14 protein-coding genes and 1 riboswitch are annotated in these 14,780 nt (G+C 71.5%); of the genes, 10 read left to right on the top strand and 4 right to left on the bottom strand.

Annotated features, from left to right (window positions below; all coding sequences use genetic code 11):
- The first annotated feature begins 49 nt into the window (after positions 1–49).
- From tsf to ACFW1I_RS02370, 9 genes are all read left to right on the top strand, one after another.
- Entirely contained in the window at positions 50–886 is an 837-nt protein-coding gene (gene tsf, locus ACFW1I_RS02410) for a translation elongation factor Ts (RefSeq protein ID WP_031008633.1), read from the top strand.
- Between the two features lie 165 nt (positions 887–1,051).
- Positions 1,052–1,819: a UMP kinase gene (gene pyrH, locus ACFW1I_RS02405; protein WP_319011279.1), complete on the top strand. Its 768-nt coding sequence runs from the start codon at positions 1,052–1,054 to the stop codon at positions 1,817–1,819.
- A gap of 101 nt (positions 1,820–1,920) precedes the next feature.
- Positions 1,921–2,478 carry a ribosome recycling factor gene (gene frr, locus ACFW1I_RS02400; protein WP_031008629.1) on the top strand — a complete coding sequence of 186 codons (558 nt, stop codon included), beginning with the start codon at positions 1,921–1,923 and terminating at the stop codon, positions 2,476–2,478.
- Positions 2,478–3,587: a phosphatidate cytidylyltransferase gene (locus ACFW1I_RS02395; protein ID WP_384665314.1), complete on the top strand. Its 1,110-nt coding sequence runs from the start codon at positions 2,478–2,480 to the stop codon at positions 3,585–3,587. Before frr ends, ACFW1I_RS02395 begins: the two co-directional genes overlap by 1 nt.
- Before the next feature lie 76 nt (positions 3,588–3,663).
- Positions 3,664–3,744, top strand: a complete 81-nt coding sequence (locus tag ACFW1I_RS02390; protein ID WP_384665432.1) for a hypothetical protein — start codon at positions 3,664–3,666, stop codon at positions 3,742–3,744.
- A gap of 162 nt (positions 3,745–3,906) precedes the next feature.
- Positions 3,907–5,019, top strand: a complete 1,113-nt coding sequence (rlmN, locus tag ACFW1I_RS02385; protein ID WP_031008625.1) for a 23S rRNA (adenine(2503)-C(2))-methyltransferase RlmN — start codon at positions 3,907–3,909, stop codon at positions 5,017–5,019.
- 29 nt (positions 5,020–5,048) lie between these two features.
- A riboswitch (TPP riboswitch) is annotated at positions 5,049–5,158 on the top strand.
- Between the two features lie 83 nt (positions 5,159–5,241).
- Positions 5,242–6,327: a thiamine ABC transporter substrate binding subunit gene (locus ACFW1I_RS02380; RefSeq protein ID WP_384665312.1), complete on the top strand. Its 1,086-nt coding sequence runs from the start codon at positions 5,242–5,244 to the stop codon at positions 6,325–6,327.
- Between the two features lie 38 nt (positions 6,328–6,365).
- Positions 6,366–7,979, top strand: coding sequence for an ABC transporter permease (locus tag ACFW1I_RS02375; protein ID WP_384665430.1), 1,614 nt, complete (start codon positions 6,366–6,368; stop codon positions 7,977–7,979).
- Positions 7,979–8,998, top strand: a complete 1,020-nt coding sequence (locus ACFW1I_RS02370; RefSeq protein ID WP_384665311.1) for an ABC transporter ATP-binding protein — start codon at positions 7,979–7,981, stop codon at positions 8,996–8,998. The genes ACFW1I_RS02375 and ACFW1I_RS02370 overlap by 1 nt, the downstream gene beginning before the upstream one ends.
- A 101-nt stretch (positions 8,999–9,099) precedes the next feature.
- On the opposite strand, the gene ACFW1I_RS02365 is transcribed toward ACFW1I_RS02370, so the two are convergent.
- From ACFW1I_RS02365 to ACFW1I_RS02350, 4 genes are all read right to left on the bottom strand, one after another.
- A complete protein-coding gene (locus tag ACFW1I_RS02365; protein WP_384665309.1) occupies positions 9,100–10,248 on the bottom strand; it encodes a hypothetical protein in 1,149 nt (382 codons plus the stop codon).
- Positions 10,230–10,958, bottom strand: coding sequence for an ABC transporter ATP-binding protein (locus ACFW1I_RS02360; RefSeq protein WP_384665307.1), 729 nt, complete (start codon positions 10,956–10,958; stop codon positions 10,230–10,232). Before ACFW1I_RS02360 ends, ACFW1I_RS02365 begins: the two co-directional genes overlap by 19 nt.
- 202 nt (positions 10,959–11,160) lie before the next feature.
- Positions 11,161–12,549: an aspartate aminotransferase family protein gene (locus ACFW1I_RS02355; protein WP_384665305.1), complete on the bottom strand. Its 1,389-nt coding sequence runs from the start codon at positions 12,547–12,549 to the stop codon at positions 11,161–11,163.
- The gene (locus ACFW1I_RS02350; protein ID WP_234338256.1) at positions 12,534–13,025 is read right to left on the bottom strand and encodes an Lrp/AsnC family transcriptional regulator; all 492 of its coding nucleotides are present in this window, start codon (positions 13,023–13,025) and stop codon (positions 12,534–12,536) included. The genes ACFW1I_RS02355 and ACFW1I_RS02350 overlap by 16 nt, the downstream gene beginning before the upstream one ends.
- A gap of 205 nt (positions 13,026–13,230) precedes the next feature.
- Here ACFW1I_RS02350 and ACFW1I_RS02345 point away from each other — a divergent pair, with 205 nt between their 5' ends.
- A complete protein-coding gene (locus ACFW1I_RS02345) occupies positions 13,231–14,667 on the top strand; it encodes a gamma-aminobutyraldehyde dehydrogenase (protein WP_031008592.1) in 1,437 nt (478 codons plus the stop codon).
- Positions 14,668–14,780: the final 113 nt, after the last annotated feature.

Below are 14,780 nucleotides of genomic sequence, written 5' to 3'. Positions count from 1 at the left end.
CGCCGTAGATCTTCGTAGATCTTTCTGACTTCGAGAGAGAAACAGACTCATGGCGAACTACACCGCCGCTGACGTCAAGAAGCTCCGTGAGCTCACCGGCGCCGGCATGATGGACTGCAAGAAGGCCCTCGAAGAGGCCGACGGCGACGTCGACAAGGCCGTCGAGGCCCTGCGCATCAAGGGCCAGAAGGGTGTCGCCAAGCGCGAGGGCCGCTCCGCCGAGAACGGCGCCGTGGTCTCCCTCATCGCCGACGACAACACCTCCGGCGTCCTCGTCGAGCTGAAGTGCGAGACGGACTTCGTCGCCAAGGGTGACAAGTTCCTCGCCGTCGCCGACGCCCTCGCCGCCCACGTCGCCGCCACCAAGCCGGCCGACATCGAGGCCCTGCTCGCCTCCGAGATCGAGGCCGGCAAGACCGTGCAGGCCTTCGTGGACGAGGCCAACGCCAACCTCGGCGAGAAGATCGTCCTCGACCGCTTCGCCGCGTACGCCGACGGCTACGTCTCCGCGTACATGCACCGCACCATGCCCGACCTCCCGCCGCAGATCGGTGTCCTCGTCGAGTTCGACAAGGAGAACGCCGAGGTCGCCAAGGGTGTCGCGCAGCACATCGCCGCCTTCGCGCCGAAGTACCTCACCCGTGAGGACGTCCCGGCCGAGGTCGTCGAGTCCGAGCGTCGCATCGCCGAGGAGACCACCCGCGCCGAGGGCAAGCCCGAGGCCGCGATCGCCAAGATCGTCGAGGGTCGCGTCAACGGCTTCTTCAAGGACGCCACGCTGCTCGGCCAGCCGTACGCGCTGGACAACAAGAAGTCCGTCCAGCAGATCCTGGACGAGGCCGGTGTCACCCTGAAGCGCTTCACCCGCATCAAGGTCGGCATCTGAGTCCTTCGCGCCCACGCGACGGACACCGGACCCGGGTAGGGTCTGAGACAGTCGTCCCGCCCCGCGCGGGACGACCGCAGATGTGACGAGGAGGCCATTGCCGTACGGGAAACCCACGAGGACCCAGGGCAATGGCCTTCTTCGTATGTGCACGAGGAGATCTCCATGAATCAGGGCGCCGTACAGGGCGACGACGACAAGAGCGGCAAGAAGCTCGGCCGCTACATGCTGAAGCTGTCCGGGGAAGCCTTCTCCGGCGGTACCGGTCTCGGTGTCGACCCCGACGTCGTGCACGCCATCGCGCGCGAGATCGCGGCCGTCGTCCGGGACGGCGCCCAGATCGCGATCGTGATCGGTGGCGGCAACTTCTTCCGCGGCGCCGAGCTCCAGCAGCGCGGCATGGACCGGGCCCGCTCCGACTACATGGGCATGCTCGGCACCGTGATGAACTGCCTCGCCCTCCAGGACTTCCTGGAGAAGGAGGGCATCGACTCGCGCGTCCAGACGGCCATCACCATGGGCCAGGTCGCCGAGCCGTACATCCCGCTGCGCGCCGTGCGCCACCTGGAGAAGGGCCGAGTGGTCATCTTCGGCGCCGGCATGGGCATGCCGTACTTCTCCACCGACACGACCGCCGCCCAGCGGGCCCTGGAGATCGACGCCGAGGCCCTCCTCATGGGCAAGAACGGCGTGGACGGCGTCTACGACTCCGACCCGAGGACCAACCCCGCCGCGGTCAAGTTCGACGCCCTGGAGTACAGCGAGGTCATCACCCGCGACCTCAAGGTCGCCGATGCCACCGCCATCACGCTGTGCCGCGACAACAAGCTCCCGATCCTCGTCTTCGAACTGCTCGCCGAGGGCAATATCGCGCGCGCCGTGACGGGTGAGAAGATCGGCACACTCGTGAGCGACCAGGGCACCCGGGCCTGAAGCCCGACCGCAACCGGGAACCGCCCCGCACGGGGCTGGACGACAGCCCTGCCGGTCGTACACCGTGCAGGACACAACGCGACGACACGCAGGAGCAAGTGGTGATCGAAGAGACCCTCCTCGAGGCCGAGGAGAAGATGGAGAAGGCCGTCGTGGTCGCCAAGGAGGACTTCGCCGCGATCCGCACCGGCCGTGCGCACCCGGCGATGTTCAACAAGATCGTGGCCGACTACTACGGCGCCCTCACGCCCATCAACCAGCTGGCCTCGTTCTCGGTGCCGGAGCCGCGCATGGCCGTGGTGACCCCGTTCGACAAGAGCGCGCTGCGCAACATCGAGCAGGCCATCCGCGACTCGGACCTCGGCGTCAACCCGAGCAACGACGGCAACATCATCCGGGTGACGTTCCCCGAGCTCACCGAGGAGCGCCGCCGCGACTACATCAAGGTCGCCAAGGGCAAGGCCGAGGACTCCAAGATCTCGATCCGCTCGGTCCGCCGCAAGGCCAAGGAGACCATCGACAAGCTCGTCAAGGACGGCGAGGTCGGCGAGGACGAGGGCCGCCGCGCGGAGAAGGAGCTCGACGACACCACCGCGAAGTACGTCGCGCAGGTGGACGAGCTGCTGAAGCACAAGGAAGCCGAGCTCCTCGAGGTCTGATGAACGACTCATCCTGGGGGGCGCCGGCGGCCGGTTCAGGTCTCGGCGGACCCGACCAGGGGCCTGCCCCGGCGGGTCCCGCCCACGATCGGCACCAGGCGGCGCAGACTCGCCCCATGCCCATCGTGCCCGACGTACCCGCCGGCGGATTCCAGGACGGACACGGACGGGGGGCCGCTCACCCGAGCGGTCCCCTGTTCCGTGACGAGACCCCGCACGAGCACCCGCAGGAGCCCATGCCCAGCCCCGTCCCGCCGCCTCCGCCCGCCGCGGCCCCCGAGCCGCGGCAGAAGAAGAGCGCGGGCCGGGACCTGGGCGCGGCCATAGGGGTCGGCGTCGGTCTCGGGGCCGTGATCATCGCGTCGCTGTTCATCTGGAAGCCGGCGTTCGTCGGCGTGATAGCGGTCGCCGTGGTCGTCGGTCTGTGGGAGCTGACCTCCCGGCTCCAGGAGCGCAAGGCGATCAAGGCGCCGCTGGTGCCGCTCGCGGTCGGTGGCGCCGCCATGGTCGTCGCCGGGTACGTGCGGGGCCCCGAGGGCGCCTGGGTCGCGATGGCCCTGACGGCGCTCGCGGTGCTCGTCTGGCGGATGACGGAACCCCCCGAGGGGTATCTGAAGGACGTCACGGCGGGGGTCTTCGCCGCGTTCTACGTGCCGTTCCTGGCGACCTTCGTGGCGCTGCTGCTCACCGCCGACGACGGGCCGTGGCGGGTGCTGACCTTCCTGCTGCTCACGGTGGTCAGCGACACCGGGGCGTACGCGGTCGGCTGGCGCTTCGGGAAGCACAAGCTGGCGCCGCGGATCAGCCCCGGCAAGACCCGCGAGGGACTGTTCGGCGCGGTGGCCTTCGCGATGGCGGCCGGCGCGCTGTGCATGCAGTTCCTGATCGACGACGGCACCTGGTGGCAGGGCCTGGTCCTCGGCCTGGCGGTGGCGGCGAGCGCGACGCTCGGCGACCTCGGCGAGTCGATGATCAAGCGGGACCTCGGCATCAAGGACATGGGCACGCTCCTCCCCGGTCACGGCGGCATCATGGACCGCCTGGACTCGCTGCTGCCGACGGCGCCGGTGGTGTGGCTGCTGCTGGCGTTGTTCGTGGGAACGGGCTGAGCGGTGGGGTGGTGGGTCCCGTACGGCGGGATCCGCTCCCCGGTCACGGTGCCACGCGGCGGAGCCGCACGGCGGCATCATGGACCGCCTGGACTCGCTCCTGCCGACGGCGCCGGTGGTGTGGCTGCTGCTCGCGCTCTTCGTCGGAACGGGTTGACGGACAGCGGGTACTCTGGAAGGGCTCGGGACCGCGTCCCGGGCCCTTTCGTCGTCCTCGCCGCCGCGGGGACGGTCCAGTGAGGTCGCTCCGGCAGCAGTGCCGTGCTCCCCGCCGTCGCGGGACGTCCGACCTCGTGCCTGTTTGAGGAGAGACGCCGTCGTGGCTCGTCCGCTGCCCGGAGAACTCACTTTCGTCGCCCCGCGCGGAGCCAAGAAGCCGCCGCGGCACCTCGCCGACCTGACGCCCGCCGAGCGCAAGGAGGCCGTCGCCGCGATCGGCGAGAAGCCCTTCCGCGCCAAGCAGCTGTCGACGCACTACTTCTCGCGGTACGCGCACGACCCCGCCGCGTGGACCGACATCCCGGCCGCCGCGCGGGAGAAGCTCGCCGGGGAGCTGCTGCCCGACCTGATGTCGGTGGTGCGGCACATCTCGTGCGACGACGACACCACCCGCAAGACGCTCTGGCGGCTGCACGACGGCACGCTCGTCGAGTCGGTGCTCATGCGCTACCCGGACCGGGTGACCATGTGCATCTCCTCGCAGGCCGGCTGCGGCATGAACTGCCCGTTCTGCGCGACCGGGCAGGCCGGTCTCGACCGGAACCTGTCGACCGCCGAGATCGTGCACCAGATCGTCGACGGCATGCGCGCGCTGCGCGACGGCGAGGTGCCCGGCGGCCCGGCGCGGCTGTCGAACATCGTCTTCATGGGCATGGGCGAGCCGCTCGCCAACTACAAGCGGGTCGTCGGCGCCATCCGCCGGCTGACCGACCCGGAGCCGGACGGCCTGGGGCTCTCGCAGCGCGGCATCACCGTGTCCACGGTCGGCCTGGTGCCGGCGATGCTGCGCTTCGCCGACGAGGGCTTCAAGTGCCGGCTCGCGGTCTCGCTGCACGCGCCGGACGACGAGCTGCGGGACACCCTGGTGCCGGTGAACACCCGCTGGAAGGTCCGGGAGGTGCTGGACGCGGCCTGGGAGTACGCCGAGAAGTCCGGGCGCCGGATCTCCATCGAGTACGCCCTCATCCGGGACATCAACGACCAGGCCTGGCGGGGCGACCTGCTCGGCAAGCTGCTCAAGGGCAAGCGGGTGCACGTCAACCTGATCCCGCTGAACCCGACGCCGGGGTCGAAGTGGACCGCGTCCCGCCCGGAGGACGAGAAGGCGTTCGTCGAGGCCATCGCCCGCCACGGCGTGCCGGTGACCGTCCGCGACACCCGCGGCCAGGAGATCGACGGCGCCTGTGGACAGCTGGCCGCCGCCGAACGCTGACCTTGTACTCTGTGCTCGAACACATCTGCATATTCCGACAGGGGAGCGCCACAGCGCTGAGAGTGCGGTAACCGTAGACCGCAGACCCTCTGAACCTCGCCCGGGTCATTCCGGGTAGGAAGTTCGGTCGTAACTCGAGCTGTTGCGCCCTGCCCGCGTCCGGTCCCCGGCCGCGGGCAGGGCCGCGTCTCTTCCTGGTCCCACCCAGGAGGAAGAACCACCATGCACACCAAGAAGGCCGCCGCCGTCGCGCTGGCCGCGGCGCTCGGCGTCACGGGCCTCGCCGCCTGCTCCACCGAGGACGCCCGCGAGGCCGCCGGCAAGTCCGGGACGCCGGCGCCGAAGACCGTGACCCTCGTCAGCCACGACTCCTTCAACGCCTCCAAGGAGGTGCTGGCGGAGTTCACGAAGCGGACCGGCTTCACCGTGAAGGTGCTGAAGGCCGGCGACGCGGGCGAGGCCGTCAACAAGGAGATCCTGACCAAGGGCTCCCCGCAGGGCGACGTCTTCTTCGGCGTCGACAACACCCTGCTCTCCCGCGCCGTCGACAACGGCATCTTCGTGGCGTACGAGGCGAAGGGCGCCGACCGGATCCCGGACACCCTCAAGCTCGACGAGCGGGTCACGCCGATCGACACCGGCGACATCTGCGTCAACTACGACAAGAAGTACTTCGCGGACAAGAAGCTGGCGCCGCCGCAGACCTTCGACGACCTGGCGAAGCCGGCGTACAAGGACCTGCTCGTGGTGGAGAACCCGGAGCGGTCCTCCCCGGGCCTCGGCTTCCTCCTCGGCACGATCGCGCAGTACGGCGACGAGGGCTGGCAGGACTACTGGTCGAAGCTGAAGGCCAACGGCGTGAAGACCGTCGACAGCTGGGAGCTCGCCTACAACCAGGAGTTCTCCGGCTCGGCCGGCGGCAAGGAGGCCAAGGGCGACCGCCCGCTGGTCGTCTCCTACGCCTCCAGCCCGCCGGTCGAGGTGCTCTACGCGGAGCCGCAGCCGAAGGAGGCCCCCACCGGGGTGTCCACCGGCACCTGCTTCCGGCAGACCGAGTTCGCGGGGCTGCTGAACGGGGCGAAGAACCCCGAGGGCGGCAAGGCGCTGATCGACTTCCTGATCTCGAAGAAGTTCCAGGACGACATGCCGCTCCAGATGTTCGTGAACCCGGTGGCGAAGGACGCCGCCCTGCCGGAGCTGTTCACGAAGCACGGCGTGGTGATCGAGAAGCCCGAGACCATGGCGCCGGAGAAGATCGCCGAGAAGCGCGAGGCGTGGATCCAGCAGTGGTCGTCGCTCCTCAAGTGAGGCGGGACCGCAGGGGGAGCGCGGCGCGGCTGGGCCTGATGGCCCTGCCCGTCGCGTTCTTCGCGGTCTTCTTCGCGTGGCCCGTCGTCTCGATCGTCGAGCGCGGGCTGCGGCCGGACGGCGCCTGGGACCTCGGCGCGATCGGGACGACGCTGGGCCGGTCCGACATCCTCGACGTGCTCGGCTTCACCGTGTGGCAGGCCGCCGCCTCCACCGGTCTGACGCTGCTCGTGGCGCTGCCGGGGGCGTACGTCTTCGCCCGCTTCGCCTTCCCCGGCAAGGGCGTGCTGCGGGCGGTCGTCACCGTGCCGTTCGTGCTGCCCACGGTGCTCGTCGGCACCGCCTTCCTGGCCCTGGTGGGGCGCGGCGGGTTCACCGACGAGCTGTGGGGGCTGCGGCTCGACACCACGGTGTGGGCGATCCTCCTCGCGCACGTCTTCTTCAACTACGCGGTCGTCGTCCGGACCGTGGGCGGGCTGTGGGCGCAGCTCGACCCGCGCCAGGAGGAGGCGGCCCGGGTGCTCGGCGCCTCCCGGTGGACGGCGTGGCGGTCGGTGACGCTGCCCGCGCTGGTGCCGGCGGTGTCGGCGGCGGCGCTGATGGTCTTCCTCTTCACCTTCACCTCCTTCGGCGTCGTGCAGATCCTCGGCGGGGACGCGTACACGACGCTGGAGGCGGAGATCTACCGGCAGACGGCCCGGCTGCTCGATCTGCGGACGGCGGCCGTGCTGACGCTCGTGCAGTTCGTGGCGGTGGGCGCGATCCTCGCCGTGCACGCGCGCACGGTGCGGCGGCGGGAGACGGCGCTGCGGCTGGTCTCCCCGGAGCAGACCGCCCGCCGGCCGCGCGGATTCGGGCAGTGGGCGCTGCTCGGCGGGGTGCTTGCCTCGGTGGCGCTGCTGATCCTGCTGCCGCTCGGGGTCCTGGTGGAGCGCTCCTTCGCCACCCCGGAGGGGTACGGGCTGCGCTACTACCGGGCGCTCGGCTCGCTCGACGAGGCCGGGACGTTCCTGGTGCCGCCGCTGGAGGCGGTGGGGAGCTCGCTGCGGTACGCGGTCGCCGCCACCGCGATCGCGGTGGTGATCGGCGGGCTCGCGGCGGCGGCGCTCACCAGGCGTGCCGGCCGGCTGGTGCGGGGCTTCGACGCGCTGCTGATGCTGCCGCTCGGGGTGTCGGCGGTGACCGTCGGCTTCGGGTTCCTCATCACCCTGGACGAGCCGCCGTTCGACCTGCGGGCCAGCTGGATCCTCGTCCCGCTCGCGCAGGCGCTGGTCGGGGTGCCGTTCGTGGTGCGGACGATGCTGCCGGTGCTGCGGGCGGTGGACCAGCGGCTGCGGGAGGCGGCGGCGGTGCTCGGCGCGTCGCCGTGGCGGGCCTGGCGCGAGGTCGACTTCCCGCTGGTGCGGCGGGCGCTGCTGATCGCGGCCGGCTTCGCCTTCGCGGTGTCGCTCGGCGAGTTCGGCGCGACCGTCTTCATCGCCCGGCCCGACAGCCCGACGCTGCCGGTCGCGGTGGCGCGGCTGCTCGGCCGGCCGGGCGAACTCAACTACGGGCAGGCGATGGCCCTGTCGACGATTCTGATGGTGGTGTGCGCGGTCTCCCTGCTGCTGCTGGAACGGCTGCGCACCGACCGGACCACCGGGGAGTTCTGATGCTGACCCTTGAGGGAGCGACCGTACGGTTCGGGGCGCGGGCGGTCCTCGACGCGGTGGACCTGGCGGTCGCCGAGCACGAGATCGTGTGCGTGCTCGGGCCGAGCGGCTCCGGGAAGTCGACGCTGCTGCGGGCGGTCGCCGGGCTCCAGGAGCTGGACGAGGGCCGGGTGCTGCTCGCGGGCGCCGACCAGGCCGGGGTGCCGGTGCACCGGCGCGGGGTGGGGCTGATGTTCCAGGACCACCAGCTCTTCCCGCAGCGGGACGTCGCCGGGAACGTGGCCTTCGGGCCGCGGATGCACGGCGTGCCGAAGGAGGAGCGGGCCGCCCGCGTCGAGGAGCTGCTGGACCTGGTCGGGCTGCCGGGGGCCGGGCGCCGGTCGGTGGCCGCGCTGTCCGGCGGCGAGCAGCAGCGGGTCGCGCTCGCCCGGGCGCTGGCCCCCCGGCCGCGGCTGCTGATGCTGGACGAGCCGCTGGGGCAGCTGGACCGGGGGCTGCGGGAGCGGCTCGTGGTGGAGCTGCGGTCGCTGTTCGGACGGCTCGGGACGACGGTCCTCGCGGTCACCCATGACCAGGGGGAGGCGTTCGCGCTGGCGGACCGGGTGGTGGTCATGCGGGACGGACGGATCGTGCGGTCCGGGACGCCCGTGGAGGTGTGGCAGCGGCCGGGTTCGGAGTTCGTGGCCCGCTTCCTCGGCTTCGAGAACGTCGTTCCGGCGACCGTGTCCGGGACGGTGGCGGAGACCGTGTGGGGCCGGATCCCGGTCCCGGCCGGCGCGCCGCAGGGGGAGCGGCGGCTGCTGGTCCGCCCGGCGGGCGTCCGCGTCACGGGCGAGGGCCTGGCCTGCCGGGTCGAGTCCCGCACCTTCCGCGGCCATCACGTGACGGTCGTGCTGCGGCCGGCCGACGGGCCGCCGCTGGAGGCGGAGTTCCCGCTGCGGGAGGTGCCCGGGGAGGGCGCGGAGGTGGCGGTGGCCTTCCGCGCCGAGGACGTCGTGGTGCTGGACGGGGACGCTTAGGACCTCCCCGCCGGTGGCCGCCGTGAGGGTGGAGGCGGGGGCGTCGCCAGGGGCCACCGCGGGCGGCCCGCGGCGACCCGCCCCTTCGGGGTGCGGGCCGGTCAGGCGGTCAGCGGCAGGGCCGCGAGTTCGCCGATCAGCCAGGTGAGGGGGAGGAAGACGGCGAGCAGCGCCCCGGCCCGCAGCAGCGCGGCGGTGCGGAGCACGGTGGGCGGGGCGCCGAGCCGGGCCAGCGCCTCGGCGGTGTGGGCCCGACACTGGCGGGACTCCAGGGCGGCGGTGAGCAGGGTCGCCGTGGTGCAGGCCAGGACGACGCCGGCGCCGAGCCCGGTGAGCGGTCCGAAGGCGGTGCCGCCGTCCCCGGAGCCGTACACGGTGGCGGCGGCGAGGGTGCCGGAGAGCACCGCGCAGACCACGCCCAGGGGGCGGCCGATGCGGCCGGCCTCGTCCATGAGGACCCGGCCGGCGAGGAGGCGCACGGCTCCGGGCCGGGCAGTCTGGAGCAGCCGGCCGCACAGGTGGGTGAGGCCGGGACCGGCGAGCGCGAGCCCGGCGGCGGTGAGGATCCAGCCGGCCAGGACACCGGCGGGGGAGCCGTCGAAGCGGCCGGGCAGGGCGACGCCCGCGCCGCCGCCACGCCCCGCGTACGTCTCCACGGCGAGGCCGACGGCGACCAGCGCCACGCCCCACGGGAGGCCGCCGGGCACCGGCCGGGCGGCGCCCTCGGGGGCGGGGGTGCCGGTGCGGGGGCGGAGCGCCAGCCCGGCGGCGGTGGCGCCGGCGACCGGCACGATCGCCAGGAGGGTGAGGGCGGCCGCCAGCGGCATCGGCTGCCCGGCGGCGAGCAGCCCGGCGGCCGCCCCGTCGAAGGGCAGGCCGGTGATGTCGCCGCGCAGGTGCAGATAGACCAGGAGCGCCACCATGGATCCGAGGGTGCAGGCGACGGCGGTCGAGGTGGCGGCGATGGCGGTGAGCCGGGCCGGGCCGAGGCCGATCGAGGAGAGCCCGGGGCGCGGCCGGGTGGCCGGGTCGGTCCGGGCGACGGCGACGGCGAACTGGACGGTGGCGGCGACCGGCAGCGCGCACCAGAGCAGCCGCAGCACGGAGGCGGAGGAGTGCTCGGGGTGGCCGACGGCGTAGCCGAGCGTGCACAGCAGCAGGAAGCCCGCGCCGGCGGCGGCCGCGGCGACGAGCAGCCGCCGCAGCTGGACCAGCGGGTGGGAGCCGCGGACTAGACGGAGAGCGAGCACGCGGCGACGCCCTCCGCCCCCGAGGCGGGCGGCACGCTGCCGGCCCGGCGTCCGTCGAGCAGGGTGATCGCCCGGTCGGCGAGCGCCGCGACCTCGCCGTCGTGGGTGGCGAGGAGCACGGTGATGCCGTGCGAGCGGGCGGCGGCGGTGAGGGTGCGGAGCACCTGCGCGCCGTCGGCCCGGTGCAGGGCGGCGGTGGGTTCGTCGGCGAAGAGGACGGTGGGGCCGGCGGCGAGCGCCCGGGCGATGGCGGTGCGCTGGCGCTGGGAGCGGGTGAGGCCGTGCGGGCGGGTGCGGGCGCAGGCGCCGATGTCGAGGCGGTCCAGCCATTCGCCGGCGGCGGTCTTCGCGGCCTTGTGGGGGACTCCGCGCAGCAGCAGCGGGAGGGCGGTGTTCTCCCAGGCGGTGAGCTCGGGGACGAGACCGGGTTCGGGGCCGATCCAGCCGAAGCGTTCGCGGCGGAGCCGATCGCGGCCGGCCGGGGAGAGGGTGTGGACGGGGGCGCTGTTGAACCAGACCTCGCCCTTCTGGGCGGGGAGTTCGCCGGAGAGGCAGCGCAGCAGGGTGGTCTTGCCGCTGCCGCGGGGGCCGGTGACGGCGAGGATCTCGCCCTCGCGGACGCCGACGGAGACGCCGCTGAGGGCCTCCGTGCCGCCCAGGGAGCAGTGCAGGGAACGCGCCCAGAGCACGTCGTTGTCCGGTGGGGCCATCGCGTACACCTCGATGTCGGATCCGATTCTTGCGTTCCCCCGTCCGGGGGAACGACGAGCGGGCCTGTCGGTCACTGGGCACCGTAAGTATTCGGATCCGTTTGTACGGACAGCACGCGGCCCGGGCCGCCGCCATCCACTCGGATGGCGGCATGCCCGGGCCGTGCGGGTCACGCCGTGAGGGCGGCGTGGCGCGGGGGGACTACAGCTTGGTCCACGCCTCGGTGAGCACGTTGCGCAGGATGCCCTCGATCTCGTCGAAGGTGCCCTGGTCCGCGATCAGCGGCGGGGCCAGCTGGATGACCGGGTCGCCACGGTCGTCGGCGCGGCAGTACAGACCGGCGTCGTACAGCGCCTTGGAGAGGAAGCCGTACAGGACGCGCTCCACCTCCTCGTCGTTGAAGGACTCCTTGGTGGCCTTGTCCTTGACGAGCTCGATGCCGTAGAAGAAGCCGTTGCCGCGGACGTCGCCGACGATCGGGAGGTCGTGCAGCTTCTTCAGGGTGTTGAAGAAGTTGCCCTCCTGGTCGAGGACGTGCTGGTTGAGGCCTTCCTTGTCGAAGATGTCCAGGTTGGCGAGCGCGACCGCCGAGGACACCGGGTGGCCACCGAAGGTGTAGCCGTGCAGGAAGGTGTTGTCGCCCTTGTAGAACGGCTCCGCGATGCGGTCCGAGATGATGCAGGCGCCGATCGGGGAGTAGCCCGAGGTCATGCCCTTGGCGCAGGTGATCATGTCGGGCACGTAGCCGAACTTGTCACAGGCGAACATCGTGCCGAGGCGGCCGAAGGCGCAGATCGTCTCGTCGGAGACGAGGAGCACGTCGTACTGGTCGCAGATCTCGCGCACGCGCTGGAAGTAGCCGGGCGGCGGCGGGAAGCAGCCGCCGGCGTTCTGCACCGGCTCCAGGAAGACGGCCGCGACGGTGTCGGGGCCCTCGAAGAGGATCTGCTGCTCGATCTGGTCGGCGGCCCAGCGGCCGAAGGCCTCGGGGTCGTCGCCGTGGATCGGGGCGCGGTAGATGTTGGTGTTCGGCACCTTGTGCGCACCGGGGACCAGCGGCTCGAAGGGGGCCTTCAGGGCCGGCAGGCCGGTGATGGACAGGGCGCCCTGCGGGGTGCCGTGGTAGGCGACCGCACGCGAGATGACCTTGTACTTGGTGTGCTTGCCCTGCAGCTTGAAGTACTGCTTGGCGAGCTTCCACGCGGTCTCGACGGCCTCGCCGCCACCGGTGGTGAAGAAGACCTTGTTGAGGTCGCCCGGGGCGTAGTCGGCGAGGCGCTCGGCGAGCTCGACGGCCTTCGGGTGGGCGTACGACCACACCGGGAAGAAGGCGAGCTCCTGGGCCTGCTTGTACGCGACCTCGGCCAGCTCCTGGCGGCCGTGGCCGGCGTTGACCACGAAGAGGCCCGCGAGACCGTCGAGGTAGCGCTTGCCCTTGTCGTCGAAGATGTAGGTGCCCTCACCACGGACGATGGTGGGGACGGGGCTGTTCTCGTACGACGACATGCGGGTGAAGTGCATCCACAGGTGGTCGTAGGCGGACTTTGACAGGTCGCTGCGGGACTGGGTCACGGTTATCGGGTTCCCCACATATAGGTCTGCTTCTTGAGCTTCAGGTAAACGAAGCTCTCGGTGGAGCGCACGCCGGGGAGCGTGCGGATCCGCTTGTTGATCACTTCCAGAAGGTGGTCGTCGTCCTCGCAGACGATCTCCACCATCAGGTCGAAGGAGCCCGCGGTCATCACCACGTACTCGCATTCGGGCATGTCCGTCAGCGCTTCCGCGACCGGATCCAGGTCACCCTCGACGTGGATGCCGACCATCGCCTGTCGCCGGAGGCCCACGGTGAGCGGGTCGGTGACGGCGACGATCTGCATGACGCCCTGGTCGAGGAGCTTCTGGACGCGCTGCCGCACGGCCGCTTCGGAGAGGCCGACGGCCTTGCCGATCGCGGCGTAGGGACGGCGGCCGTCCTCCTGGAGCTGCTCGATGATCGCCAGGGAGACGGCGTCGATCGTCGGGGACGAACCGGTTCCGGTTCTGGAGTCTGTGCTTCGACTGGCCACGACTTCACTGTGCACCGAGATGCGCAGTCGCGCAACCCCGAAGCGATGTAATTCGTTGTCGAGGACCCTCGAAGGCACTGAATCCGAAGTCGAGGGGCCTCGGGGCTGTTGAAAGCGTCGGCCGAACAAGTAGGCTGGGGTGTCTCACCCATCGGGACGTCGCACAAGGTCGTGCGAAGACAGAACGTGACAGGAGGGGTGGCAAGTGACCACCGAGCTGCGCCGGCTGCGTAACTACATCGACGGAGAGTTCCGCGACGCGGCGGACGGCCGCACCATCGAGGTGATCAACCCGGCCACCGGCGAGGCGTACGCGACCTCCCCGCTCTCCGGCCAGGCCGACGTCGACGCCGCCATGGAGGCCGCCGCGGCCGCCTTCCCCGCCTGGCGCGACACCACGCCGTCCGAGCGCCAGAAGGTGCTCCTCAAGATCGCCGACGCCTTCGAGGAGCGCGCCGAGGAGCTCATCGCCGCCGAGGTCGAGAACACCGGCAAGCCGGTCGCGCTCACCGCGAGCGAGGAGATCCCGCCGATGGTGGACCAGATCCGCTTCTTCGCGGGTGCCGCTCGGCTGCTCGAGGGCCGCTCGGCCGGCGAGTACATGGAGGGCATGACCTCCATCATCCGCCGCGAGCCCGTCGGCGTCTGCGCGCAGGTCGCGCCGTGGAACTACCCGATGATGATGGCCGTGTGGAAGTTCGCCCCGGCCCTCGCCGCGGGCAACACGGTCGTCCTCAAGCCCTCGGACACCACGCCCGCCTCCACGGTCCTGATGGCCGAGATCATCGGCTCGATCGTCCCCAAGGGCGTCTTCAACGTCATCTGCGGCGACCGCGAGACCGGCCGCGCCATGGTCGAGCACCCGACCCCGGCGATGGCCTCCATCACCGGCTCGGTCCGCGCCGGCATGCAGGTCGCCGAGTCGGCGGCCAAGGACGTCAAGCGCGTCCACCTGGAGCTGGGCGGCAAGGCCCCCGTCGTGGTCTTCGAGGACACCGACATCGACAAGGCCGTCGAGGACATCTCCGTCGCCGGCTTCTTCAACGCCGGCCAGGACTGTACGGCCGCCACCCGCGTCCTCGTCCACGAGTCCATCCACGACGAGTTCGTCGCCGCCCTCGCCAAGGCCGCCGCCGAGACCAAGACCGGTCAGCCGGACGACGAGGACGTGCTCTACGGCCCGCTGAACAATGCCAACCAGCTGAAGCAGGTCGCCGGCTTCATCGACCGCCTCCCGGCCCACGCCAAGGTCGAGGCCGGCGGTCACCGCGTCGGCGACAAGGGCTACTTCTACGCCCCGACCGTCGTCTCCGGCCTGAAGCAGGACGACGAGATCGTCCAGAACGAGGTCTTCGGCCCCGTCATCACCGTCCAGTCCTTCGCGGACGAGGCCCAGGCCCTGGAGTTCGCCAACGGCGTCGAGTACGCCCTGGCCTCCTCCGTCTGGACCAAGGACCACCAGCGCGCCATGCGCATGTCCCGCTCGCTCGACTTCGGCTGCGTGTGGATCAACACCCACATCCCGCTGGTCGCCGAGATGCCGCACGGCGGCTTCAAGAAGTCCGGCTACGGCAAGGACCTCTCCGCGTACGGCTTCGAGGACTACACCCGCATCAAGCACGTGATGACCTCCCTGGGCTGATCCCTCCAGGACCCCGCGCGGGCCCCCCACCCATATGGCAAAAGGTTGGGGGGCGCCCCCCCGTCCGACGCCGCGCCGCCCATTGGGGGGGCCCGGTGCCGGCAGGGGGGCTT

It is taken from the genome of Streptomyces sp. NPDC058955, assembly GCF_042741435.1.
Classification (GTDB): Bacteria; Actinomycetota; Actinomycetes; order Streptomycetales; family Streptomycetaceae; genus Streptomyces.
Note: the sequence above shows the minus strand (reverse complement) of the source record. Positions and strands in the feature narration are given on the sequence as shown.